At 72.7% G+C, this 21,858-nt stretch carries 20 protein-coding genes and 1 riboswitch; of the genes, 9 read left to right on the forward strand and 11 right to left on the reverse strand.

Annotated features, from left to right (window positions below; all coding sequences use genetic code 11):
• The first annotated feature begins 253 nt into the window (after positions 1 to 253).
• Positions 254 to 1,225 (forward strand): ankyrin repeat domain-containing protein, encoded by a 972-nt coding sequence (locus Psi01_RS39445; RefSeq protein ID WP_204069308.1) that lies wholly within the window; start codon positions 254 to 256, stop codon positions 1,223 to 1,225.
• Between the two features lie 22 nt (positions 1,226 to 1,247).
• Here the strand turns inward: Psi01_RS39445 and Psi01_RS39450 are convergent, their stop codons facing one another.
• Positions 1,248 to 1,721 carry a MarR family winged helix-turn-helix transcriptional regulator gene (locus tag Psi01_RS39450; RefSeq protein WP_204069309.1) on the reverse strand — a complete coding sequence of 158 codons (474 nt, stop codon included), beginning with the start codon at positions 1,719 to 1,721 and terminating at the stop codon, positions 1,248 to 1,250.
• Between the two features lie 57 nt (positions 1,722 to 1,778).
• Here Psi01_RS39450 and Psi01_RS39455 point away from each other — a divergent pair, with 57 nt between their 5' ends.
• Positions 1,779 to 2,555 (forward strand): alpha/beta fold hydrolase, encoded by a 777-nt coding sequence (locus tag Psi01_RS39455; protein ID WP_204069310.1) that lies wholly within the window; start codon positions 1,779 to 1,781, stop codon positions 2,553 to 2,555.
• A 107-nt stretch (positions 2,556 to 2,662) separates the two neighbouring features.
• Here Psi01_RS39455 and Psi01_RS39460 read toward each other — a convergent pair whose 3' ends face one another.
• Both Psi01_RS39460 and Psi01_RS39465 read right to left on the reverse strand, forming a co-directional pair.
• Positions 2,663 to 3,826, reverse strand: coding sequence for a pectate lyase family protein (locus tag Psi01_RS39460; RefSeq protein ID WP_204069311.1), 1,164 nt, complete (start codon positions 3,824 to 3,826; stop codon positions 2,663 to 2,665).
• A 91-nt stretch (positions 3,827 to 3,917) separates the two neighbouring features.
• On the reverse strand, positions 3,918 to 4,961 hold the full coding sequence (locus tag Psi01_RS39465) for a pectate lyase family protein (protein WP_239128387.1): 1,044 nt from the start codon (positions 4,959 to 4,961) through the stop codon (positions 3,918 to 3,920).
• 696 nt (positions 4,962 to 5,657) lie between these two features.
• Between Psi01_RS39465 and Psi01_RS39470 the strand changes: the two genes are divergently transcribed.
• Positions 5,658 to 7,283, forward strand: coding sequence for a pectate lyase family protein (locus tag Psi01_RS39470; RefSeq protein WP_204069313.1), 1,626 nt, complete (start codon positions 5,658 to 5,660; stop codon positions 7,281 to 7,283).
• A 131-nt stretch (positions 7,284 to 7,414) separates the two neighbouring features.
• Complete coding sequence (locus Psi01_RS39475) at positions 7,415 to 7,720, forward strand: hypothetical protein (RefSeq protein WP_204069314.1); 306 nt, start codon at positions 7,415 to 7,417, stop codon at positions 7,718 to 7,720.
• On the opposite strand, the gene Psi01_RS39480 is transcribed toward Psi01_RS39475, so the two are convergent.
• Positions 7,694 to 8,071: a hypothetical protein gene (locus Psi01_RS39480; RefSeq protein WP_204069315.1), complete on the reverse strand. Its 378-nt coding sequence runs from the start codon at positions 8,069 to 8,071 to the stop codon at positions 7,694 to 7,696. The genes Psi01_RS39475 and Psi01_RS39480 overlap by 27 nt on opposite strands.
• 64 nt (positions 8,072 to 8,135) lie before the next feature.
• Positions 8,136 to 9,029 (reverse strand): (2Fe-2S)-binding protein, encoded by an 894-nt coding sequence (locus tag Psi01_RS39485; RefSeq protein WP_204069316.1) that lies wholly within the window; start codon positions 9,027 to 9,029, stop codon positions 8,136 to 8,138.
• Positions 9,030 to 9,060: 31 nt separating this feature from the next.
• Positions 9,061 to 9,250, reverse strand: a riboswitch (cobalamin riboswitch).
• A 70-nt stretch (positions 9,251 to 9,320) separates the two neighbouring features.
• On the opposite strand from Psi01_RS39485, the gene Psi01_RS39490 reads away from it, so the two are divergent.
• Positions 9,321 to 10,334: a nitronate monooxygenase gene (locus tag Psi01_RS39490; RefSeq protein WP_204069317.1), complete on the forward strand. Its 1,014-nt coding sequence runs from the start codon at positions 9,321 to 9,323 to the stop codon at positions 10,332 to 10,334.
• A 127-nt stretch (positions 10,335 to 10,461) separates the two neighbouring features.
• On the opposite strand, the gene Psi01_RS39495 is transcribed toward Psi01_RS39490, so the two are convergent.
• Positions 10,462 to 10,944, reverse strand: a complete 483-nt coding sequence (locus Psi01_RS39495) for a GNAT family N-acetyltransferase (protein ID WP_204069318.1) — start codon at positions 10,942 to 10,944, stop codon at positions 10,462 to 10,464.
• A 210-nt stretch (positions 10,945 to 11,154) separates the two neighbouring features.
• A complete protein-coding gene (locus Psi01_RS39500; protein ID WP_204069319.1) occupies positions 11,155 to 11,952 on the reverse strand; it encodes a maleylpyruvate isomerase family mycothiol-dependent enzyme in 798 nt (265 codons plus the stop codon).
• Positions 11,953 to 12,037: 85 nt separating this feature from the next.
• On the opposite strand from Psi01_RS39500, the gene Psi01_RS39505 reads away from it, so the two are divergent.
• The 3 genes from Psi01_RS39505 to Psi01_RS39515 all read left to right on the forward strand — a co-directional run bounded on the left by Psi01_RS39505 (position 12,038) and on the right by Psi01_RS39515 (position 15,420).
• A complete protein-coding gene (locus Psi01_RS39505; protein WP_204069320.1) occupies positions 12,038 to 12,370 on the forward strand; it encodes a dihydrofolate reductase family protein in 333 nt (110 codons plus the stop codon).
• Positions 12,371 to 12,510: 140 nt separating this feature from the next.
• Positions 12,511 to 14,106: a methyl-accepting chemotaxis protein gene (locus tag Psi01_RS39510; RefSeq protein ID WP_239128389.1), complete on the forward strand. Its 1,596-nt coding sequence runs from the start codon at positions 12,511 to 12,513 to the stop codon at positions 14,104 to 14,106.
• A gap of 78 nt (positions 14,107 to 14,184) precedes the next feature.
• Positions 14,185 to 15,420 (forward strand): GNAT family N-acetyltransferase, encoded by a 1,236-nt coding sequence (locus Psi01_RS39515; RefSeq protein ID WP_204069322.1) that lies wholly within the window; start codon positions 14,185 to 14,187, stop codon positions 15,418 to 15,420.
• A gap of 16 nt (positions 15,421 to 15,436) precedes the next feature.
• Here Psi01_RS39515 and Psi01_RS39520 read toward each other — a convergent pair whose 3' ends face one another.
• From Psi01_RS39520 to Psi01_RS39530, 3 genes are read right to left on the reverse strand one after another with little or no spacing between them, the layout of a single operon-like run.
• A complete protein-coding gene (locus Psi01_RS39520; RefSeq protein ID WP_204069323.1) occupies positions 15,437 to 16,108 on the reverse strand; it encodes a response regulator in 672 nt (223 codons plus the stop codon).
• On the reverse strand, positions 16,108 to 17,280 hold the full coding sequence (locus Psi01_RS39525; protein WP_204069324.1) for a sensor histidine kinase: 1,173 nt from the start codon (positions 17,278 to 17,280) through the stop codon (positions 16,108 to 16,110). The genes Psi01_RS39520 and Psi01_RS39525 overlap by 1 nt, the downstream gene beginning before the upstream one ends.
• A 29-nt stretch (positions 17,281 to 17,309) precedes the next feature.
• Complete coding sequence (locus Psi01_RS39530) at positions 17,310 to 18,194, reverse strand: hypothetical protein (RefSeq protein WP_204069325.1); 885 nt, start codon at positions 18,192 to 18,194, stop codon at positions 17,310 to 17,312.
• Between the two features lie 215 nt (positions 18,195 to 18,409).
• Here Psi01_RS39530 and Psi01_RS39535 point away from each other — a divergent pair, with 215 nt between their 5' ends.
• The gene (locus Psi01_RS39535) at positions 18,410 to 19,846 is read left to right on the forward strand and encodes a WGR domain-containing protein (protein WP_204069326.1); all 1,437 of its coding nucleotides are present in this window, start codon (positions 18,410 to 18,412) and stop codon (positions 19,844 to 19,846) included.
• A gap of 69 nt (positions 19,847 to 19,915) precedes the next feature.
• Here Psi01_RS39535 and Psi01_RS39540 read toward each other — a convergent pair whose 3' ends face one another.
• Entirely contained in the window at positions 19,916 to 21,526 is a 1,611-nt protein-coding gene (locus Psi01_RS39540) for an alpha/beta fold hydrolase (RefSeq protein ID WP_239128388.1), read from the reverse strand.
• Positions 21,527 to 21,858: the final 332 nt, after the last annotated feature.

A 21,858-nucleotide genomic window follows, 5' to 3' on the forward strand; every position in this document is an offset into this window, starting at 1 on the left:
AGACATGAACCTCTAGGACATGAACCTCTAGGACATGAACCTCTAGACGGTCCGCATCCGGGTGGTGCCGTACGACGCCCGCACGGCACCACCCGATCCCGGCCGGTCACGGTACGGCGAGGCCGCACGACCGGCGACCGGCTCCGGAGGGTGGTCCCCGGCTCTCCCGCGATGGACCGGATGTCGGTGCGATACGGCACGATTGCCGCATCTGCCGGACGTCCGAGTCCAATGTCTGCATCCGAGGAGTGTCATGACCGCTTCCGCCGAAGCCGGATGGTCCGGCTTCAGCCCGTCCTCCTGGGAGGATCTCGATCTGGTCCGGGCCCGGCTGGACGCGGGCGCCGATCCGAACTCTGGCGTCTACCGCTTCGGCGCCTTCGGCGGAAGGCCGCTGCACCTCGCGGCCGAGTGGGGATCCCCCGAGGTGGTGGCCGAACTGACCGGTCGCGTCGACGACGTCGACGCCGAATTCGACGACCGCACCGCCTTGTGGACCGCCGTCTTCGCCGGTCGTCCCGACGTCGCCCGCATCCTGGTCGCCGCCGGAGCGGACCCGTGGCGGCCCATGATGGCCGGATGGTCCCCCGGACGGCTCAGCCTCGCCGGCCCGACACCGGACCTCTTCCCGCTCCCTCCGGGCGAACCCGGCCTGTCCGCGGCCGAGGCCGCCGCCGTGGCGGAGGCCCGGCGCCTGATCGCGGCGCTGGACGGCTTCGGCGACGAGGAGGACGGCTTCAGCGTGGCGTGCGTGGCGGGCGTCACCGCGGCCGAGGCCGTGCGGCGCCTGGGAGCCGAGCCCGCCGACGACGCCGACATCGAAGCGATCATGGATGATCCCTGGTCCGACCTCGACGGCAACCTGAGAATCGTCGGGATCACCGACGTGCCCGGCGGATGCGTCATCATCCAGCCCTGGGGAGGTGCCGCCTGCGACTCCGAGCCGATCACGCGCGTGTCTGCGGGAACCGTCTGCCACAGCATGTGTGCCAACCCCAAGAGCGGGAACCAGGGCGCCGTGGTCCGCGACGGCGTCGTCGAGGACTGGGACACACATCCCGGTGGCGGCGACGCCGGGGGGCATATGACGGCCGACGAGATCCTCGCCGAGTATCTCTACCAGGGCCGGGCCGTGGCCTACTGCTGCGCCGCCGCCGGGCTCCGGCTGCCCGACGCCCGGCCGGTCGCCGGTCCGCCGGACAGCTGGGTGCGCCTCACCGCGTGAGCGCGCACCGCCGCTTTCCGGCTCAGTCCACCTCGACGTCGTCGAGGAGGCGCAGGAGGCGTGAGAGCACGCGGACGCAGGCGGCGATCTCGGCCTCGGTGAGGTCGCCGCCGGCCTGGCGCAGCACCGCGCGCTCGCGGTCGATCACGGCGGTGATGGCGGCCCGGCCCCGCGGGGTCAGGCGGATGAGCGAGGACCTCTTGTGCGCCGGGTTGGGGACGGACTCGACCAGGTCCTGCGCGGCCGCGTCGTTGACCGTGCGCTGCACGAACTGGCGGCTCAGCGCCTGGGTCCGGCCCATCTGGGGGACGGTCATGGACCCGTGCTCACGGAGCATGTTGAGCACCGCCCGCACCCCCACCGACAGGCCCTCGATGGGCGCGTCCTGCTCCACCTTGCGCTGCGCGCGCCGGTACAGCGGGCCCACCAGGTCGAACACCTCGATGAGCCGGTCGGCCGGTTCTGCGGGCGCCGGCTCGCGGTCTGTCTCGCTCACCCCATCATGATGACACCTAAGTTGTCATTCCGCGCCAACAATGACACCTTAGTTGTCATGACTGATCTGTTCTGGCTTGACGCAGGCACCGGCCGGCCCATCGTCCTGCTGCACGGCGGCTTCGTGGACCACGGCATGTGGGAGGACCAGATCCGGACCCTCTCCCCGCGTCACCGCGTCATCGCCCCCGACGCCCGCGGCCACGGCCGCTCCCCCAACGCCACCGGGCCGTACCGGCCAGCCGACGACCTGGCCGCGCTGCTGAGGCACCTGGACACCGGGCCCGCGGTCCTGGTGGGAGTCTCCATGGGGGCCTCCATCGCGGTCGACACCGCGCTGGAGCATCCCGATCTGGTCGGTGCCGTGGTCGTCAGCGGCGCAGGCACCAGCGAGCCGTACTTCACCGACCCCTGGACCACCCGCGCTCTGGCCGCCTGGCACGCGGCGATGGCCGCTGGCGATCTGGAGGCCTCGATCGAGGGCTTCATGGCCTTCGCCGCCGGTCCGCACCGCACGCTGGACGATCTCGATCCCGAGGTCGCCGCCCGCCTGCGCCGGATGGCCAGGGCCACCATGTCCAAGCACGGCGCCGGCGAGGCCGACCCGATCGTCCCGGTGCGCGACACCTGGGAGCGCGCCGCCGAGATCGGCGTTCCCGTGCTGGCCGTCAACGGCGCCCTCGACTCCCCCGACCACATCGGCATGGCCGAACGCCTGGCCCGCACCGTCGCCGGCGGCCGGGTGACCTCGATCGAGGGAACCGCCCACTATCCCAATATGGAGCGCCCGGACGTCTTCGACGACATCCTCGAGGACTTCCTGCGCACCGTGTGACCGCCGGTGACCGGACACCCCTGCGAACCGGCCGCCGGCGGCGGATCTCACCCGCTCTCATCGCCCCCACCCGGTCTCACCCGGGGAACGGTGACCGGTGAGCCGGGTCAGAGGGTGCCCCACTGCGCGCCGACGCCGGCGCCGGCCCGCACCGCCGACGGCACGCCCGCCGGGTCGTCGACCGTGTACGAGTAGTAGGTGCGCGGCTCGACGACGCTGCCCGCCGTCTCGGGGACGCCCGAGTTCACGAAGACGTTGTTGCGCTGTACGGCCCGGCCGGGCCCGCTGTCGGCGTAGCCGCTCGCCGAGAAGAGCGGGTGGGGGACGTTCTGGAAGAAGTTGCCCTCCACCAGCACGCCGGCGTTCTCCGTCGAGGCCACGCCGTACAGCTCGTTGCCCAGGAAGTAGTTGTTGAAGACGTGGACCGGCTCGCCGAACCGGACGCGGGGATGGCGCTGGCGGCTGTTGTCGAAGAAGTTGTGGTGGATGGTCACCTTGAGCCGCCCGACGTCGGTGCCCGCGGCGCCGTCGGAGTGGCTGATCAGCATGCTCTTGTCGGAGTGGTCGAAGTGGTTCCACGACACGGTGACGTAGTCGGCGCCGCGCACCACGTCGATGGAGCCGTCGACCGCGCCGGAGAAGGTGTTGTGGTCGATCCAGACGTGGTGTGACTCGCGGCCGACGTTGACGGCGTCGTCCTCGGCTCCGGTGAAGCGGAGGTTGCGCACGATCACGTTGTAGGAGCGGTAGAAGTCCAGGCCGCCGCCGGTGATGTGGCCGGAGGTGCCGACGCCGATGATGGTCTTGTTGGGCCGCACGCCCTGCTTGCTGGTGATGGCGATGGTGCCCGCCACCCGGATGACGAGGGTCTCCTTGCTGTCGATGTACTCCAGGAACTCCTCGGCGGTGGTGACGGTGACCGTACGCCCGCCGGCGCCCCCGGTGGTGCCGTTGTGACCGAGGGCGTTGACGGAGGCGAAGCCGACGGGTCCTTCGGCCAGGGCCGTCGCGGCGGCCGGTGAGGAGGCGCCGGCGAGTGCGGGGGCCGGGACGCCGCCCGGGATGAGCAGCGCGGCGAGGACGGCCGCGACGGCGCCGAGCACGGTACAGCGGCGCGCCGCCCGGACGGTACGGCCGGTCGGACGGGTGATGCTGTCGGGCGGCCGAACGGCGCGGCCGGGCGGGCGGACGGTGCTGTCGGCCGGACGGATGGTGCTGTCGGGCGGACGGATGGTGCGGCGGGTCGTTCGGACGGGGACGGTCCGGGGCATGGGCCTGCCTTTCGGGTGGGGACGCCCCCTCCTCGGTGAGGAGTGATCTCGCCGAGGAGGGGGCCGGAAGCCGATCTCGCGAGGGGCGGGGTCAGAGGCCGATCTTGCCGACGCCCGCTCCGGCGGTGACGATCGCCGGGACGCTGCCGGGGTCGTCGACGGTGTAGGCGTAGTAGGTGCGCGGTTCGACGACCGTGCCAGCCGTCTGGGGCGTGCCGGAGTTCACGTAGCGGTTGTTCCGCTCGACGACCCGGCCGGGGCCGCTCTTGTCGTAGCCGACGTAGACGGGGTGGGCGACGTTCTCGAAGTAGTTGCCCTCCATCAGCACGCCGGCGTTCTCCGTCGAGGCCACGCCGTACAGGGCGTTGTTCCGGTAGTAGTTGTTGAGGACGTGCACCGGCTCGGCGAAGCGCACCCGGGGGTGACGCTGGTCGGTGCCGTCGAAGAAGTTGTGGTGGTAGGTCACCCGGAGCTTGCCGACGTCGGCGGTGTAGTTGTCGGAGTGGCCGAGCAGCAGCGTCTTGCTGTGGTGGTGGAAGCGGTTCCACGAGACCGTCACGAAGTCCGACTCCCGCTTGATGTCGAGCAGGCCGTCGTAGCCGCCGGAGAAGTCGTTGTGGTCGATCCACACGTGGTGCGCCTTGTTGGTGACGCTGACGGAGTCGTCCGAGGCGCCGGTGAACCTGATGTTCCGGATGATCACGTTGTTGCCCGGCCGGGTCGTCGAGCCGAGCTGGAGGCCGCCGCCGGTGATCTCCGCGGTGGAGCCCACCCCGAGGACGCTCTTGTCGGCGACCACGGTGATCATGTCGTCGATCGCGATCCGCCCGGAGACCCGGATGATGTACGGCCCGCGCCGCCCCACGTAGTCCTCCAGCTGGGCCGCCGTGGTGACGGTCACGACGGGACCGCCGGCGCCGCCGGTGGTGCCGTTCCGGCCGAGGGCGTCGACGGTGGCGAAGCCGACGGGGCCGTCGGCCGAGACGTGAGCCGCGGCGGCGGCCCGTACCGCCGCGGAGGCCTGAGCGGCGGGGGCCTGAGCGGCGGGGGCCTCGTGTACGGCGGCGCGGGCGGCGGGGACTGCGGCCCCGGCGAGGAGCGCGACCAGGGCGGCCACGCCACCGGCGAGCGTCACCGCCAGCCGATGGCGGTACGGGAGCCGGGGCGCCGCGAGACCCGCTGAACTTCCCGGCAGGGGAAAGGCCGCGGAACCGGCCGGGTCTCCCGGTGCGGGAACGTTCGCGGGAACGGCCACCGGGTCGGCCGGGCCTTGTCCGGAGACGGCCGCAGGACCCGTTCGGCCCGCCGGTGCGAAAACGGATGGTCTGGATGTCATGGATCGCTCTGCTTTCTGGGCACTCGCCGTACGCGACGCGGCCGTTCCATGGCGGTCCGGCCCACGACGCGCGGGGTCCATGGCTGTTCGACCCACGGCTGGCCGCGGTCACCGGACACGGCGACGGCGGCGGGGCACCATCCTTCTCATCGGGAGAAGAAAGGAAAGCGCTTTCCTTGACTAGCGCGAACGTACTTTAACAACTCACCCCAGTCAACGGTGAAGTCGCCGGAAAAATCCCCGCTGCCGTACCGGGGAGACGGCGCCGCTCTTCCCCGCCGCCGCTTGCCCGGCCATTCACCGCCCCCACCACCTGCGAGGACACCGGCTCCGCCGACCAGGCAGACATATGGCCGCGAACGGAGTTCTTGACCCGACCCGCCCGGAGGCGTACAAGTGCGGAAGACCCGGACAGCGCTTTCCCTGACTTCGTACCAGAGCGTCCGGCCGGGCTCGCGCACGGCCGCACGCACCGGCGGAACGGGAGGTTCCACAGTGCGAAGAAGGAGAGAGCGCGGAGCCGTCGCGCTGCTCGCCGCGTTCACGGCGGCCGTCGCGGCCATGCTGTTCGCGGCGCTGACGCTGGCCTCGGTGCCCAGCGCGTTCGCCGCCACGCTGTTCGGCGACGACTTCGAGGACGGCGACGCCGGCGGCTGGTCCAGGTCCGGCGGCAGCTGGTCCGTGGTCACCGACGGCTCCCGGGCCTACCGGCAGTCCGGCACCAGCGCGGACGCCCGGGCCGTGGCCGGCGCCGGCTGGGCGAACCAGGCGGTGCAGGCACGGGTGAAGCCGATCGCCTTCAACGGCACCGGCCGGCACGTCGCGGTGGCGGCCAGGGCGCAGAGCACCAGCAGCTACTACTTCCTCGGGCTGAGCAACGCGGGCTCGGTCGTCCTGGGCAAGCGGACCGGCGGCGCCCCGGTGATCCTCGACTCGGCACCGGCGACGGTGACCGCGGGCACGTGGTACACCCTCAGGCTGGAGGCCTTCGGCACGACGTTGCGCGGCTTCGTCGGCGGCGCGGAGGTGGTCTCGGCCACGGACACCTCCATCGCCTCCGGCAGGGCGGGCCTGACCGGTTACTACGCGAGCGCCTCCTTCGACGACGTGCTGGTCACCGACGTCGCCGGGCCGACCGGGCCGCCGCCCTCCCCCACCGTCACCCCCACGGTCACGGTGCCCCCGGGCTCCTGTGACACCTCCGGCTCGCCCCGCGGCTTCGCCTCGGTGAACGCCTGGGGCCAGAACGGCACCACGGGGGGCGCGGGCGGGCCGACCGTCGAGGTCGACACGGCCGGAGAGCTGATCTCCGCGATCGGACAGAGCGGTCCCCTGAACATCTGCGTGCGCGGGACGATCACGGTCCCGGCGGGGATGCACAACGTCACCTCGGACAAGACCATCGTGGGCATCGGATCCGGCGCGGGCATCAGCGGCGGCGGGTTCAACATCGGCCTGCCGGCCGACAACGCGGTCACCTCACCGCCCGCCGACGCGGTGCACAACGTCATCATCCGCAACCTGACCTTCCGCGGCGCCACCGACGACGCGATCAACGTGCAGATGTTCTCCCACCACGTCTGGATCGACCACAACGACCTGTGCTGCGGCTACGACGGCCTGGTGGACATCAAACGCGGCTCGTCGTACGTCACCGTGTCGTGGAACCGCACGCACGACCACACCAAGAACATGCTGCTCGGACATGACGACGGCAACGCCGTACAGGACACCGGCCGGTTGAAGGTCACCTACCACCACAACTGGTTCGACCGCACCCCGCAGCGCAATCCGCGCGTGCGGTTCGGCGAGCCGGTGCACGTGTTCAACAACTACTACGTCTACAACACCGACACCGGAGTGGCCTGCCAGGCCAACGCCGGCTGCCTGGTCGAGGGCAACTACTTCGAGCGGGTCGAGGAACCGGTGACGAACTCCTACGCCGGTCCGGCCGGCAGGTGCGTCGCGCGCGACAACGTGTTCGTCGAGGACTCGGGCGCACCCGACTGCAGCGGCAGCGTGCAGGAGGCCTCGGCCTACTACTCCTACACCCTCGACGATCCGGCCTCCGTGAAGGCGATCGTCACCGCGGGCGCCGGAGTGGGCAAGATCGGCGGCTGACGCCTCTCCCCAGGCCGGGCTCCGGCGGGCGGCGCGTCACCCGTCCGCCGGGGTCCGGCCGGGGCCCTGGGTCCGGTCTAAATCACTTTGACTCGTGCTATATCTGCATCACTTTGGGCAGATGGGCATGCATGGACGACACCGCAGATCACTTCGAGACCGGCGCTTCGTCTTCCGAGCAGCGCTGTAACCGGACTCCGAACGAGATGGCCATGGGCAGCGCCATGGCCGAGGCCCTGGCCCGTCATGGTCACCACGCACTGGTGGAGGCCCATGAACGCGCCGCCGACGCCCATCGCAGACTCGGTCAGGCCGGTGCCGGCGATGTGGACGAGCACCACCGGCTGGAGCAGTGGCACCGCTGGTGCGCGGTGGTGGAGGACCAGCTCGCCGCCGAGGCCGACGTCAACCTACCCCGCCCTCCCGGACCCTCCTGACCGCCTGAGCTGCCGCTGTCGCGCCGCGGGAGCCGGCGTGAAGGCGTAAAGGGTGAGGATCTCGGGGATCGGCGCGAGACCGGGACCGCCGGCGCCGATCCAGGCCGCGATGTCGTCGGCGGCGTCCGGATGGTTGACCAGGCCCAGCCAGACCGGCCGGCCGCCGGCGGCGCGTCCGGCCGGTGAGGGCTGCACGACGACGACGTTGGCCCGCTCGCACACCTTCAGGCAGTCGGTCACCCGCGTCTCGGCGACCTGCGACAGGCGGTGGAGCTGCCCGTCGTGATCGAGGCCGGGCACCGTACGGGAGCTGCCGCAGCAGCAGCCGCGGCAGACGGTGATCCTGCTCATGCGGGTACGGCCCGGCCGGCGGCGCGCTTCAGCGGGGCCGGGCCCCGGGTGAGGGTGTGGCTCATCAGGCTCCTCGGGAGTCGTTCACGGCGCGCACCCGCTGCGCGCGCCGTCTGGCGGGGTCGAGCAACGCGCAGTCGCCGCACATGCCGCCGCCGGGCAGGCGGTAGTACAGGCAGCAGCTGCGCCGGACGAAGAGCAGCCGGCCCGGAGCGGGCTCGGCAGGGTCGCCGGTCCCGCGCAGCGGTCCCCGTCCGAGCAGGTCACGGGCCAGTGCCGCGGCGGCGACGGCCGTCCCGGGCCGTTGGAGGGCCAGGACGCCGGCGGCGCCCACCAGGGCGGAGGCCGCGTTGCCCCACAGCAGGCCGGGAGCGATCTTCACGACCCGCCGGACGGTGCCGGCGAGCGGTTCGAGCAGCCCGGTGACCACCGTGCGGTACAGCGGCCCGGCGGCCGAGGCGGGGTCCGGGAGCCACCGCCCGGCCGGGCGGGACAGGCGCAACGGCAGCGGTCCGCCGGCGGCCGCCCGCCAGTGCACGGACTCCGGATCCACGCCGACGAGCAGGCCGTGGGTCACCACGGCGCCGACGGCGGGCGACCACAGGCGGGCGGCGAGCCCCTGGAAGCAGATGGAGGCGGCCACGCGGATCTGGTCGGTGCCCAGCCTGGCGGCCACATCGATGATCATGTCCTCCAGCACGGCCGGGCCGGTGAGCAGGTCGGCCAGGGGACGCCAGCCGCCACCCGCCGCTCCGGCCTCGGAGGACGGCCCCGCTCCTGAGGACGGCCCCGCTCCTGAGGGCGGCCCGCTGCCGGAAGGCGACTCGATGCCGAGGTGGAAGTAGCCGCCGATCGACGAGACGTCGGCGACCGCCCGGGCGACGGATATGCCGGGAGGGCCGCCCGCCGTACGGGCAGCGGGAAAGCCGGCACGCCGGTCCTGCGGCACAGTGGCCACCGTCCTCTCATGGGGAGATCCGCCCCAATTCTGCTGAGGAGGCGACCGCGTGAGTCTCCTGGCTTCCGGGTCATCGCTCGCCTGCGGCCTTCCCGCCCGTACCCGGGCAGTGGCCTCGTTCGCTGGTCCGCTCGCCGATCACAGTGGCGGGACCGCGCCGGATTCACACCGGCTTCCTCGTTCCGCCGTCGCCTTACCGGACATACTCCCACAGACCACACCGAGCGCGTAGGTTCCCAAGGTACGGCCCGGCAGCCGGGCCCCGTCCCCGGCCGAGGACAGGAGCGAGCGATGCCCGACCCGATACCGTGGCTGCCCGGCCTGCCGGTCATCCAGGCGCCGATGGCCGGCGGGGCGTCCACCCCCGAACTGGCCGCCTCCGTGTCAGGCGCCGGAGGACTGGGATTCCTCGCCGCCGGATACAAGACGGCCGCGCGGATGCGACAGGAGATCGAGCGGACGCGCGAGCTCACGTCCCGTCCCTTCGGGGTGAACGTGTTCATGCCCACCGCGGACGAGGCCGATCCGGCCGAGCTCGACGCCTACGCGCGGGTCGTCGAAGCGGAGGCGCGGCGGCTCGGCGTCGAGCCGGGGGTTCCGCACGGCGGTGACGACGACTTCGCGGCCAAGGTCGAGGACCTGCTCACCGACCCGCCCGCGGTGGTGAGCTTCACCTTCGGCTGCCCGGAGGAGGCGCTCATCCGGGCGTTGCGGAGCAGGGGCGCCGCCGTGGTGGTCACGGTGACCTCGCCGGCCGAGGCCCGGCTGGCCGCGGCCGCCGACGCGCTGTGGGTGCAGGGGCGGGAGGCGGGCGGGCACCGGGGCTCGTTCACCAACACCGACGACGAGGCGACGGACCTGGATCCCCTGCTGTCCCGGATACGCGAGGTGTCCCGGCTCCCCCTCGTCGCGGCCGGCGGCATCGCCTCGGCCTCCGACGTCTCCCTGGTCCTGTCGGCGGGGGCCGTCGCGGCGGCGGCGGGCACCGCCTTCCTGCTGTGCCCGGAGAGCGGCACCGGTGCGGTCCACCGCGCGGCGCTGACCGATCCGCGCTTCACCCGGACCGGCATGACCAGGGCCTTCACCGGACGTCCCGCGCGCGGCCTGGTCAACCGGTTCATGACGGAGTACTCCGGCCTGGCCCCCGCGGCCTACCCGCAGGTGCACCACCTGACGGCGCCGCTGCGCCGCGCCGCGGCGGCGCGGGGGGACGCCGAGACCCTGCACCTGTGGGCCGGAACCTCCTGGACCCGGGTACGGCCCGCCCCGGCCGCGAACGTCACCGCGGACCTGGCCGCGATCTGAATCGCTCCAGGTTCCGCGTACGGCCCGGGACGGCCGGGGGCATGGAGCGTGCAGCGGGCCACGTCGGCGCGGCAGACGCCCGCCTCCTCCGGGACGGGCGGTGCGGGCCCGTCCCGGAGGAGTCCGGTCAGAGCGTCTTGTAGTAGACGGCGATCGGGAGCATGGTGCACCCGAGCCTCTCGTAGAGAGCCCTGGCGGGTGCGTGGAAGGGGTCGCCCCCGGTGCCGATCTCGGCCACCTCGGCTCCGAGGACCCGCATCTCACCGAACGCGTGCTCGCACAGCGCGGTGCCCGTGTGGTGCCGGCGGTGCTGTGCGGAGACGGCGAGGTGCGTGACGGCTCCGTTCTTGCGGTCCGGGTCGACGTTCCAGGCCACGTACCCGGCGATGGCGCCGTCGATCTCGGCGACCGCGAGGTACTTGTGGTGACCCGGGTCGTGGAGCTCGGCGACCTGCTCGCGGTAGTCGTCGCGCCAGTGGCCGTGCTGGTTGGCGAAGACGACCTCGCCCACCAGGGGGCGGAAGTGGTCCTCGTAGAACGGCCCGAACGTCTCGATGGTCAGTTCGATGAGCCGCGCCAGGTCGTGCTGAACGAATGAGCGGATGAGCATGGAAGTGCGCCTTTCAGACTGAGGGCTTGAAACCGAACGGAAAAGGGCGTCGGTCGGCCCGCTCACGGCCTGATGTCGGCGGCGAGCCGGCCCTCAGTGGCGGATGCGCCAGGCGGCGAAGCACTCCATGCGCATCACGATAGCGCCCCGTCATGTAACGGCGCCGCCTGAAGCACCTCACCCCGGCGCGGCCGGGGTGAGGAACGGGGCTCAGGCCGCGTAGTTGCGCAGGATCCGCAGTGCGGCGGCCGCGTGGGGTCCGCCGGCCCGCAGGCCGGTGTCCCGCGGCGCCAGCCTGCGCGCGCCGACCCGGCAGAACTCGGCCGCGGACCCGCTGATCACGGAGGGGGCGTCCGGGTCGCCGAAGCGCCACAGGTCCCCGTCGGGGCCGGTGAGCTCGCACCGCACCGGGCCGCCCTCCTGCCCGGCCACCGCGAACGCGTAGGGCAGGGTGCGCTGCGCCAGCCGGGCGATGTGCCACAGCCGCGCGGTGTCGGGATAGTCGATGCCGAGCGGGACGGTGATGTCCAGGGCGTGGGCCCAGTGCTCGGCCAGCCTGGTCGTGGCGAGGGTGCGCGGGGACAGCGGGACGGTGGCCCACGGCAGCCGGTCGCCTGGCGCGCAGCCGGCCAGGGCCGCGGGGGTCGCGGCGGCGGCCTTGCGCCAGCGCTCGAAGACCAGGTCGGACGGGGTGTCGCGCTCCCGGGCGACCCACTGGTCGGCGAGCTCGTCCATCGAGACGCCGCCCGGCCGGGTGAAGGCGCCACGGTCTCCGGCTGCGCCGTGTTCTCCGGCGGCGCTGCGGTCTCCAGGGTCTCCACGGTCCCCGGCGATGGACGCGAGGACGAACTCTTCGGTCTGCGCCAGGTGCAGGACCACGTCGCGGACGCTCCATCCGCTCGCGGCGGACGGGCGCGCCCACATCTGCGGGGTCAGGGTCGCCAGCACGGCGTCGAGCTGCCGGTACTCGGCGACGAGATCGTCAAGGATGTCCGTTCCCTGCGCCATGTCCGCGACTTTATCGAATTTTATTCTGTTCCGCCCGGCCCTTTTCCACCCGGGCCCCCTTTCGCCGGGACGAGAGGGAGGAACCATGCGCAAGCTCATCGAGTCGACGTTCGTGACGCTGGACGGGGTCATCGACTCCCCGGAGCAGTGGGGCTCGCCGTACTGGGACGAGGAGCACGCGGGGTACGCCGGCGCCCTGTTCTCCGAGTGCGACGCCCTGAAGTACGGCACCGGCGAACTCGACAGGACGCTTCTGGAGAACACTCTGGTGGACGAGTACCACTTCTGGATGTTCCCCGTCGTCGCCGGTGGCGGCAGGCGCCTGTTCGAGGGGATCGACACGACCCACCTGCGGCTGGTGAGGTCGGTGCCGTTCGCCTCCGGCATCGTCGTGCTCGTCTACGAGCCCAAGCGGTAGGCCGGCCGGGCCCTTGGCCGAAGTTTTACCGGAGAGGACCCCGAGCGGAATTCGGTCTTCTCCGGTCGCGCCGCGGGCCGCCGATGTGAGGGGCGTCACCGTCTCACGAAAGGCCTGTCATGATCTCCCTGTTGCGCGCAGTGCGCCTCCGCACCCGGCTCCTGGCCGCTTTCGCGGTCCTGTGCGTCCTGCTGTCGGGCATGGCCGCGATCGGGATCAGCCAGTCCGACACCCAGCGCCGGCTGACCGAGCGGGTGGGTGAGATGCAGGTCCTCACCCGTGAGGTGATGGAGCTGAAGTTCCGCGACGCCGACGTCAGCGGATGGCAGGTCGCCTACGCCTGGGACGTGCCCTTCATCGGGGGCACGGCCGCGACCGCGGACGACTCACCCAACCGCAAGGGCTTCCTGGACTCGGCCGCGGCGCTGGAGAAGGACCTGGCGGCCGTGCACACCGGCTATCTGTCGCCGGGCGAGAAGGCGCTGTTCGAGAAGATCGCTTCCAGCTTCCGCACCTTCCTCGACTACGACGCCCAGGTCGTGGCGCTGTTCCGCAAGGACAGCGCCGCGGGGACCAAGGAGGGCAACGCCCTCATCATCGGCCCCGGCTACAACGCCTACTACGACATCATGGAGTCGACGACCAAGCTCATCGACTCGGTGAAGACCCGCGCCGACGCGGCCCACGCCGAGGCCGAGGACGCCGCGGAACGGACGCGCACGCTCCTGCTGATCGGTGTGGGCCTGGCGCTGGTCGTCGCCGTCGGGCTGACCTTCCTCATCACCGCCAGTGTGGTGCGCCCGGCGCAGCAGGTCGCCGACGGGCTGCGCACCCTGGCCCGGCGCGATCTGTCGCACACCCTGCCGGAGGACGGAAACGACGAGATCGCGGAGATGGCCAGGGCCTTCAACCAGGCCGGCGGGGCGATGCGCGAGGCGCTGACCGGCGTCGGCGAGCGCACCGAGACCCTCACCGCCGCCGGCCGGCAGCTGTCCTCGCTCGCGCAGCGCCTGGACACCCAGGCGGCCGGCACCAGCGGCAAGGCCGCGGAGGTGTCGCAGTCGGCCGCCGAGGTCTCCAGCCACGTCACCACCCTGGCCGCGGCGGCCGAGGAGATGAACGCCGCCATCGACGAGATCGCCCGCGGCACCTCCGCGGCGGCGACCGTGGCGGCCGAGGCCGTCACCAGCGCCCGGACCACCTCCCGCACGGTCGGGCACCTGTCCGAGGCCAGCGCGGAGATCGGCCAGATCGTCAAGACGATCACCTCGATCGCCGAGCAGACCAACCTGCTGGCGCTCAACGCCACCATCGAGGCCGCCCGCGCCGGCGAGGCGGGCAAGGGCTTCGCGGTCGTCGCGGGCGAGGTCAAGGATCTGGCCCAGGAGACGGCCCGCGCCTCCGAGGACATCATCTCCAAGATCGCTTCCATCCAGGACGAGACCGGCCGGGCGACCCAGGCGATCACCGAGATCTCCCGGGTCGTGGAGCGCGTGTCGGAGATCCAGTCGACCATCGCCGCCGCGGTGGAGGAGCAGTCGGCCACCAGCAAGGAGATCAACCGCAGCGTCGCCGAACTGGCCGGCGGATCCCAGCGGATCGCCGGTTCCATCGCCGACGTGGCGCACACGGCCTCCGCCACCACCGGCGAGGCCGACGCCACCCGGCGGGCCTCGACCGAACTGGCCGGCATGTCCGGCGCCCTGCAGGAGATCGTCGCCTCCTTCCGGTACTGATCTCCGCCACCGGCCCGGCCGCTCCCGCCGGCGGAAAATCGATGGACGGTCACGGCAGGGGCTGCGATAGTCCCTGCTGTGACCGAGACCGCCGTTTCCCCGTCCGTCCCGCTGACCGACGGCCTCGTCCTGAGGCAGGCGCGACCGGCGGACCTCGAACAGATCGGTGCGCTCCTGGCCGAGCGGGGTGAGCCCGTCGACGCCCTCGACCACCGGCTGGTCGTCACGGACCCCGACGCCGGCTGGTCGTCCTGCGCCGTGGTGGTCGACGGCGACCGCGTCGTCTCCACCGCGACGCTCCTGGACGAGGAAGTGCGCATCTGCGGCGTACGGCTCCCCGCCGGCCAGGTCGAGCTGGTCGCCACGGACCGCGAGTACGAACGGCGCGGGCTCGTGCGGGCGCTCATGCGATGGGCCCACGACCGCTCCACCGCCCGGGGCCACGTCATGCAGGTGATGATCGGGATTCCATACTTCTACCGGCTGTTCGGCTACAGCTACGCCGTCGACATCCCGCCCGCGCCGGTCGTGCGCGCCGTACCGGACGGCGACGGGACCCCGGCGCTGCGGGCCGCCCGGTCCTCGGACCTGCCGGCGATGGCCGCGCTGCAGGACGCGGCGCAGAGCCGCTTCGACGTGGCCGTGCCGCACTCGGCGGCGTGCCTGCGGTGGCTGCTGGCCCACGAGGCGAGCAGCAGCTGGGTGGTGGAGCGCGGCGGCGAGGTCGTCGCCACCGGGCGCACCACTCCCCCGGACGACGGAATCCTGCTGGCCGAGGCCGCCGCGCGTGACGAGGCGGCGGCGCGTGAACTGCTGCGCGGCGTCGCGGCCCTGGCGCCCGGTGAGGAGATCCGGGTCGTCGAGCGAGCGGGCACGGTGACCGCGGCGGCGTGGCGGGAGTTCGTCCCCGCCGAGCCGCGGACGCAGGCGGAGCAGTACTACCTCCGCGTCCCGGACCCGGTGGCGCTGCTGGAGCGGCTGCGCCCGGTGCTGTGGCGCCGCCTGGTCTCGGCCGGGATCGACCGCGCCGGCCGCGACGTCGTCGTCTCCACCTTCGGCGCGCACTACCGGATCCCGATCACCGCCGACGGCCTGGGCCCGGTCACCGCCGGCGGCCCGATGCAGGGCCCCGGGGCCGAGGGCGGCGCCGGGGTGGCCCCCGACTATCTGCCCGCCCTGCTGTTCGGCCCGCACGGGATCGCCGGGCTGACCCGGATCCGGCCGGACGTCTACCCGGGGCCCGACACCGAGCTGTTCGAGGCGCTCTTCCCGCCGCTCACCGCCGACGTGCTCAGCTACTACCTGCCCTACTGAGGGCGACGGGAAGGGGTCAGTTCGCCCGGGGCGGCCGGACCAGGCCGTGCCGGTAGGCGAGCGAGACGAGCTGGGCGCGGTCCCGGGCGTCGAGTTTGGCGAGCGCCCGGCTCACGTGCGTCTTGGTGGTCGCCATGCTGATGTGCAGCCGCCGGGAGATCTCCTCGTTGTCCAGGCCCTGCGCGACCAGCTCCACCACCTCGCGCTCGCGGGCGGTGAGCCGGTCGAACACGGCGTCGCCGGCGGCGCCCGACGGGAGGGCGAATCTGGCGATCAGCCTGCGTGCCAGGCCGGACGCGAGCAGCTCCTCCCCTCCGGCGACCACCCGGATCCCGTGCAGCAGCTGGGCCGGGTCGGTGGTCTTCAACAGGAACCCGGCGGCGCCGGCGTTGATGCCCTCGATCGCGTAGGCGTCGTCGTCGAAGGTGGTCAGGATCAGGATCCGCACGGTCTCCAGATCGGCCTCCGCCACGATCCGGCGGATGCCCTCCAGGCCGTCGACGCCGGGCATCTGGATGTCCATGAGGACCACGTCCGGCCGGGTGTCGCGGGCCAGCTCCGCGGCGGCCGCCCCGTCGGAGGCCTCACCGACCACCTCCATGTCCGGCTCGGAGTCGATGAGCATCCGGAACCCCGCCCGCACGAGCGACTGGTCGTCGGCGATGAGCACGCGGATCGGCCGGGACATCAGGAGCCCCCGCCGAAGGAACTGCCGAAGGAACTCTCTCCGGCGGGCAGCGAGCACCGCACCTCGAACGTCCCCTCCGGACCCGGAGCCGCGCTCAGCGTCCCGCCCAGGGCGGCCGCCCGGGCGCGCATGCCGCCGATCCCGTTGCCGCCGGCCGGCCCCGGCGGTACGGCGCCGGCCGCGCCGTCGTTGCGCACCACGATCTCCAGCACGTCCTCACCGTAGCCGAGCCTCACCTGGACGCAGGCGGCGCGTGCGTGTCTGCGCACGTTGGTGAGCGACTCCTGCACGATCCGGAAGGCGGCCAGGTCGACCGGCGCGGGCAACGGCCTGCGCTCACCCCGGACGGTCAGCTCCACCGGCGTGCCGGTCGCCCGGGTGACGTCCAGCAGCCTGTCCATGTGGGCCAGACCGCCGTGCGACGGCGTCGCCTCGTCGACGCGCAGCGCCCCGAGCAGGACCTGCACCTCGGCCAGGCCCTCGTCGCTGATCGTCTTGATGGTGCTCAGCGCGTGCGCCACCTGGTCGGGGCGGCGCTCCATCAGATGCGCCGCCACCCCGGCCTGCACGCTGATCGTGGCCATGGTGTGGCCGAGGACGTCGTGCAGTTCGCGGGCGATCTCGAGCCGCTGCTCGGCCGCGCGTGCGCGGGCCTGTTCGGCGCGGGCCTCGGCGGCCTGCTCGGCCCGCTCGCGGGCGCCGGCCGCCGCCGCCCGGTGATAGTGCACCGACGCGCCGAGGGCGACGGCGGCCAGCTCCAGGGACAGGGCGTTGACCGCCCGGTCGTCGAACCACCGCGCGTCGAAGGCCGTGTGCACCACGACCGTCGACACCGCCGCGGTGATCGCCCAGCCCGCCGCGCCCCACCACCGGCCGCGTTCGGCCGCCAGCGTGTAGCAGGCGATCAACGCCGCGAGTGTGGCCAGGCGGCCGGGATAGTCGAGGAAGTACCACGCCGCGGTGATCGCGTTGGCGGCCAGCAGCACCGGCAAGGGCGCGCTGCGCCGTACGGCCAGCACCGCGGCGAGCGCCCCGGCCAGCACGACCGCGCCGGCGTCCAGCGGTCCGGCCGGGCCGAGCGGACCGAGCCCGGTCACCCCGGCGGCCAGCACGAGTACGGCCACGCCCGCACCGATCGCGACGTCGGCGGCGGGGACGCGTGGTACGGGCACTGACATGATCCGGGACAACCGGGCCTCCATCACGGGGTCGAACCGTCGGCGGGAGTGATGTCCACCAGTTCGCGCATGCCCTCCTGCGCCAGCATCCGGCCGGTGCGCAGGTTCCGGACCCAGGTGACCAGCGCGTACTCACCGGGAGGCAGCGCGGCGGTCAGAAGCGCGGCGCGCGAGGGCGACATCGGCACCACCCCGGTCGGTCCCGCGGTGAACGGGTAGCCGCCGGTCCCGGAGAAGAACGCGTCCAGGTCGGCCGTGGTCGTGCCGGGGCGCACCGGCATCAGCATGGCCTCGTTGAACTGGCTCGACCTGTTCACCACCAGTACCGGTGACCCCGAGGTGAGCCGGCGGGGCGTCACGAAGCCGGAGTCCGTCGCCGTGATCACCGCCGGTGCCGGGGACGGCTGCGGCAACGAGGACGGCTGCGGCGACGGGGACGGCGAGGACGACCGCGGCGACCCGGCGGGCCCGGTGACCCGCAGCGGCCGGACGCGCCCGGCGAAGTCCGGCTCCTGGACGTCGCGGAAGTCGACCAGATGGTATTCGCCGGGCGTGACGACCGTGGTCACCGTCGCGGGGACGTGCCCGGCGGCCGCTCCGCCCAACATGACGACGTCCTCGGAGACCGCCCGGCCGCCGGCCACCGAGGTGCGCGGGTCGTCGTCCATCGCCTGCTTGAGATGGCGCAGGTACCGCTCGAGCCGGACTCCCGGGCGCAGCCGTACCAGCCCGACCCAGGCGCCCTGCGGGTCCTGCGAGCGCACGGTGAGGGTGAGGGTCCCGGCGCGGACGGTCTCCGGCGCGGTGAATCCCGAGGGGGTCACGGTGATGTCGACGGTGCCGCCCGCCGCGGCTCCGGCGTGCGCCGGAGCCGTGATCGCGATCGCGGCGAGGACGGCCGTTAACACTGTGATGCGAAGACGTCGTTTCATGGGGACGACTGTGGCCTCCGGAGGGGGTGTGCCGCGTCATGCCGGGACGGTGATCCGGCGACCCTACCTCGGCGGTAGGCCCCGTACCGTCACGGGATGACGCTACTTCCACGACATATGACGGCATATCGCGATTTGTCGCCCGACTGCCGTACGCTCCCCCGAAAACCGATCAAGGGAAGAGGCGGAAGATGGCGGCGCAGAGCACGTACCTGGAGCTGTCCGAGGACGGCGGCGGCTCGCACAAGTTCTACGAGGTCGTGCTCGACGGGACAGAGGTGACGATCACCTACGGCCGGATCGGGGAGTCCGGGCAGACCAAGACCTCCTCCTTCGCCACCCGGGAGAAGGCCGCGGCCGCCGCGGCCAAGAAGGTCGGGGAGAAGGTCCGCAAGGGGTACGAGAGCGCGGTCCGGGGTGTACGGCAGGCCCGGCCGGTCACCCGGCGCAGCATCGTCAGCTCCCGTTCCACCGCCCGCCAGGCGCCCGTGCTGTGGCGCTTCGCCAGCGGCGCGGCGGCGTTCGGCATCTTCGTCGACGCCGAGCGCTGCTGGGTGGGCAACCAGCGGGGCGACGTCTACACCGTCACCCACGACGGCACGGTGACCGGCCGCTTCCGGCTGCCCGACGGCGTCAAGTGCATCGTCGCCGACGACTTCTGGATCTACGCCGGCGCCGACGACGGCAAGGTCTACGACCTCAGCGGGAAGGTCCCCCGGGTCGCCTACGAGATCGCCGAGGACGTCGACATCTACTGGCTCGACATCCACGACGGCGTGCTCGGCGTCTCCGACCGGGCGGGGCGGATCACCACCATCGACCACGAGGACGAGTTCCAGTGGGCGCGCACCGGCCAGGGCGACTCCGCCTGGATGGTCCGCTGCGACGACGAGGCCGTCTACCACGGCCACTCCTCGGGGGTGGCCCGCTACGACGCCGCCGACGGCGCCCCCGTCTGGCAGACCGGGGTCCAGGGCGCGGTGCTGTTCGGCTGGCAGGAGGCCGGCTCGGTCTACGCGGGCACCTCGCGCGGCACCGTGCACCGGCTGCGCAAGTCCGACGGCCTCACCGAGGCGGTCTACCGCTGCGACGCCACCGTCTTCTCCTGCGCCACCGCCCCGGACGGCCGTTACGTCTTCGCCGGGGACAACCACTCCTCCATCTACTGCTTCGCCGCCGACGGCACGCGCCTGTGGAAGCTCGGCACCGGCTGCGGCTCGGCCTTCTCCATGCAGTACCTCGACGACCGCCTCTACATCGTCACCACCGACGGCACCCTGGCCTGCATCGACGCCACCGAGACGGCGATCAGGGCGGCGCAGGAGGGCACCGTTCCCGAGCCGGTGGACGTCAAGGCCGCCGCGGGGCTGGCCGCGGTGGAGCCGGCCGCGACGGTGGAGATCGTCTCGCCGGAGACGCAGGCGGACGGCGGGGTCGTCGTGGAGTGCTTCCAGGACGGCGGGCGCCTGCGGGTCCGGGTGGTCAGCGAGGGCTACGACTCCGGGTGGAACGTGCAGTTCCCCAAGAACGTGCGCGAGGCGGGCGCCCGTTATCTCGTCGAGGGCGTGCGCTCCTCCGGCCGGGGCGGGTTCTACCGGGCCTACGGCGACATCCGGCGCCTGCTCTAGCTTCCACCTGCGTGGGACCCGGGTGACGGGGCCCCGTCCGATCACCCCGACCGGACGGGACCCCTCCTGTCATCCGGCGTACGCCGGGCGCGGCGACAGGCTCCAGCCGGGCAGGTTCGGCAGCGGTCCGGACGGCCCCGGCCACGACCTCTGCCGGGCCTGCGCCTCGGCGGGCGGCACGGCCGGGCAGCGGGTGCCGCGGGCGGGCGGGGTCAGTCCGATCAGATAGCCGTCGAAGGCGCCCAGGGTGCACTCGCTGCGGTTGTAGACGCCGTGGCCCCAGCCCTCGTAGGTCAGCAGCACCGCCTGGCGGCCGAGCTGCCGGGCCGTGCCGAGCGCCCAGTCATATCCGGTGGCCGGGTCGTGCAGGGCGTTGCCCAGCAGCAGCGGCGCGGCGCCGCGGACCCGCAGCGGATGCTGGGGGTTGGGGATCGGGGCCGGCTGGCCCAGGCAGAACGCGGTCATGCTGAAGGCAAGAGGGCTGTACCGCATGTCAGGTGCGATCTTCGCCGAGCGGCGCAGGTGGGCGGCGTACTCCCGGTAGTCGCGGATCGGCAGGTGATAGTCCAGGCAGAACACCCGGGGCGGGAACGCGCTCACCTCGGCGCTCGCCCCAGCGCTCACCTCGGTGCTCCGTACCGCGGGCCGGGGCAGGACCCCGGCGGGCGGCTCGGTGCCGGTGTCGAGGGCGAGGAGCAACTCGGCCAGCTGCGCCCACTCGGGGCCGTAGAACCCGCCGAAGGCGATGCTGATCAGGCCCAGCTGGGTCAGCGGCGGTACATCCTCCGGTGCTCCCGGGAAGCGCAGCTCGCCCCGTCCGGCCCGGGTGAGCAGGTCGGCCCAGACCGCCCGCAGGTCCCTGCCGTGCAGCGCGCAGTCCGCCTCCCGCCCGCACCAGGCGGCGAACTCGTCGAAGGAGTCCTGCGCGGCGGCGCTCTCGGTGTCCAGGAAGGCCCGGGTGCCCAGGCTGTGGTCCATGTTGCTGTCCAGGGCCAGGGCGCGGACCCGGTGCGGGAAGGTCTCGGCGTACAGCTGCCCCATCAGCGTGCCGTACGAGCGGCCGTAGTAGGTCAGCCTCCGCTCGCCCAGGGCGGCGCGGACGGCGTCCATGTCGCGCACCACGCTGAGGGTGTCCACGTGGTCGTAGAGGGGGCCGGTGCGGGCCCGGCAGTCCTCGCGCAGCTGCCGGTTGTAGGCCAGCCATCCGTCGAAGTCGGCCTGGCTCTTCATGATCGGGTACGGCGCGCGGGCGAGCAGGTCGGCCGAGCACACGACGGGGTGGCTGCGGGCCACCCCGCGGGGGTCGAAGCCGACGATGTCGAAGCGGCGGCTGATCTCCTGGCTGAAGTACTCGGCGCCGGCCAGGGCGAAGTCCACGCCGGAACCGCCGGGGCCGCCCGGGTTGATCAGCATGGCGCCGATCCGGGCCGCGGGGTCGGTGGCCTTGCGCCGGGCCAGGGCGATCTCGACGGTCGGGCCGCCCGGAGCGGCCCAGTCGACCGGGACCGCCAGTCTGCCGCACTCGACGGCCGGGTCCTCGGGGCAGGGGCTCCAGGTGATCCCGCCCCCGACGGGCTTCTCCCGGCTCCCGGCGCCGGTGTCGGCCCCGGCCGGGGCGAGGGGAAGCAGCGCGGTGACTGCGAGCAGGATCGCGGTGAGCAGGGGGACCTTTCTTCGCACGCGGTCTCCAATCATCAGATCCCGGGCCGGGCATCCGGACCCGCGCGGAAGACCGGTCGTCCCGGCGCCGAGGCCCGGGCCGGCCCGCGGGTGGCGGGTGCGACGGCTCCCGGGGCACGCGGCTCTGGTGTGCGAGCCGACTCGATTGTCAGCCGGGTCGATCGCCTTGCCCATCGGGAGAAAGGACGAGAAACCACAGCCCCGATCATCCGGGCGCAGGAGGGGCGTCTCAGCCCCGAGTGCGGCGGGGATTCACACTCCGGACGCACACCGCCCAGGTCAGGGGCCGGACCCGCTGGTCAGGGCATGCCACCGCAGCTGTAATACTTCCT

It is taken from the genome of Paraplanobispora siamensis, assembly GCF_016863175.1.
In the GTDB taxonomy this organism is placed as follows: domain Bacteria; phylum Actinomycetota; class Actinomycetes; order Streptosporangiales; family Streptosporangiaceae; genus Planobispora; species Planobispora siamensis.

What these genes read in the sequence shown, in the direction of transcription:
- Psi01_RS39480 (WP_204069315.1), bottom strand. Translation starts at nt 8,071, where the DNA reads ATGAGCAGGATCACCGTCTGCCGCGGCTGCTGCTGCGGCAGCTCCCGT.
- Psi01_RS39535 (WP_204069326.1), top strand. Translation starts at nt 18,410, where the DNA reads ATGGCGGCGCAGAGCACGTACCTGGAGCTGTCCGAGGACGGCGGCGGC.
- Psi01_RS39520 (WP_204069323.1), bottom strand. Translation starts at nt 16,108, where the DNA reads ATGTCCCGGCCGATCCGCGTGCTCATCGCCGACGACCAGTCGCTCGTG.
- Psi01_RS39500 (WP_204069319.1), bottom strand. Translation starts at nt 11,952, where the DNA reads ATGGCGCAGGGAACGGACATCCTTGACGATCTCGTCGCCGAGTACCGG.
- Psi01_RS39475 (WP_204069314.1), top strand. Translation starts at nt 7,415, where the DNA reads ATGGACGACACCGCAGATCACTTCGAGACCGGCGCTTCGTCTTCCGAG.
- Psi01_RS39455 (WP_204069310.1), top strand. Translation starts at nt 1,779, where the DNA reads ATGACTGATCTGTTCTGGCTTGACGCAGGCACCGGCCGGCCCATCGTC.
- Psi01_RS39445 (WP_204069308.1), top strand. Translation starts at nt 254, where the DNA reads ATGACCGCTTCCGCCGAAGCCGGATGGTCCGGCTTCAGCCCGTCCTCC.
- Psi01_RS39490 (WP_204069317.1), top strand. Translation starts at nt 9,321, where the DNA reads ATGCCCGACCCGATACCGTGGCTGCCCGGCCTGCCGGTCATCCAGGCG.
- Psi01_RS39505 (WP_204069320.1), top strand. Translation starts at nt 12,038, where the DNA reads ATGCGCAAGCTCATCGAGTCGACGTTCGTGACGCTGGACGGGGTCATC.
- Psi01_RS39460 (WP_204069311.1), bottom strand. Translation starts at nt 3,826, where the DNA reads ATGCCCCGGACCGTCCCCGTCCGAACGACCCGCCGCACCATCCGTCCG.
- Psi01_RS39495 (WP_204069318.1), bottom strand. Translation starts at nt 10,944, where the DNA reads ATGCTCATCCGCTCATTCGTTCAGCACGACCTGGCGCGGCTCATCGAA.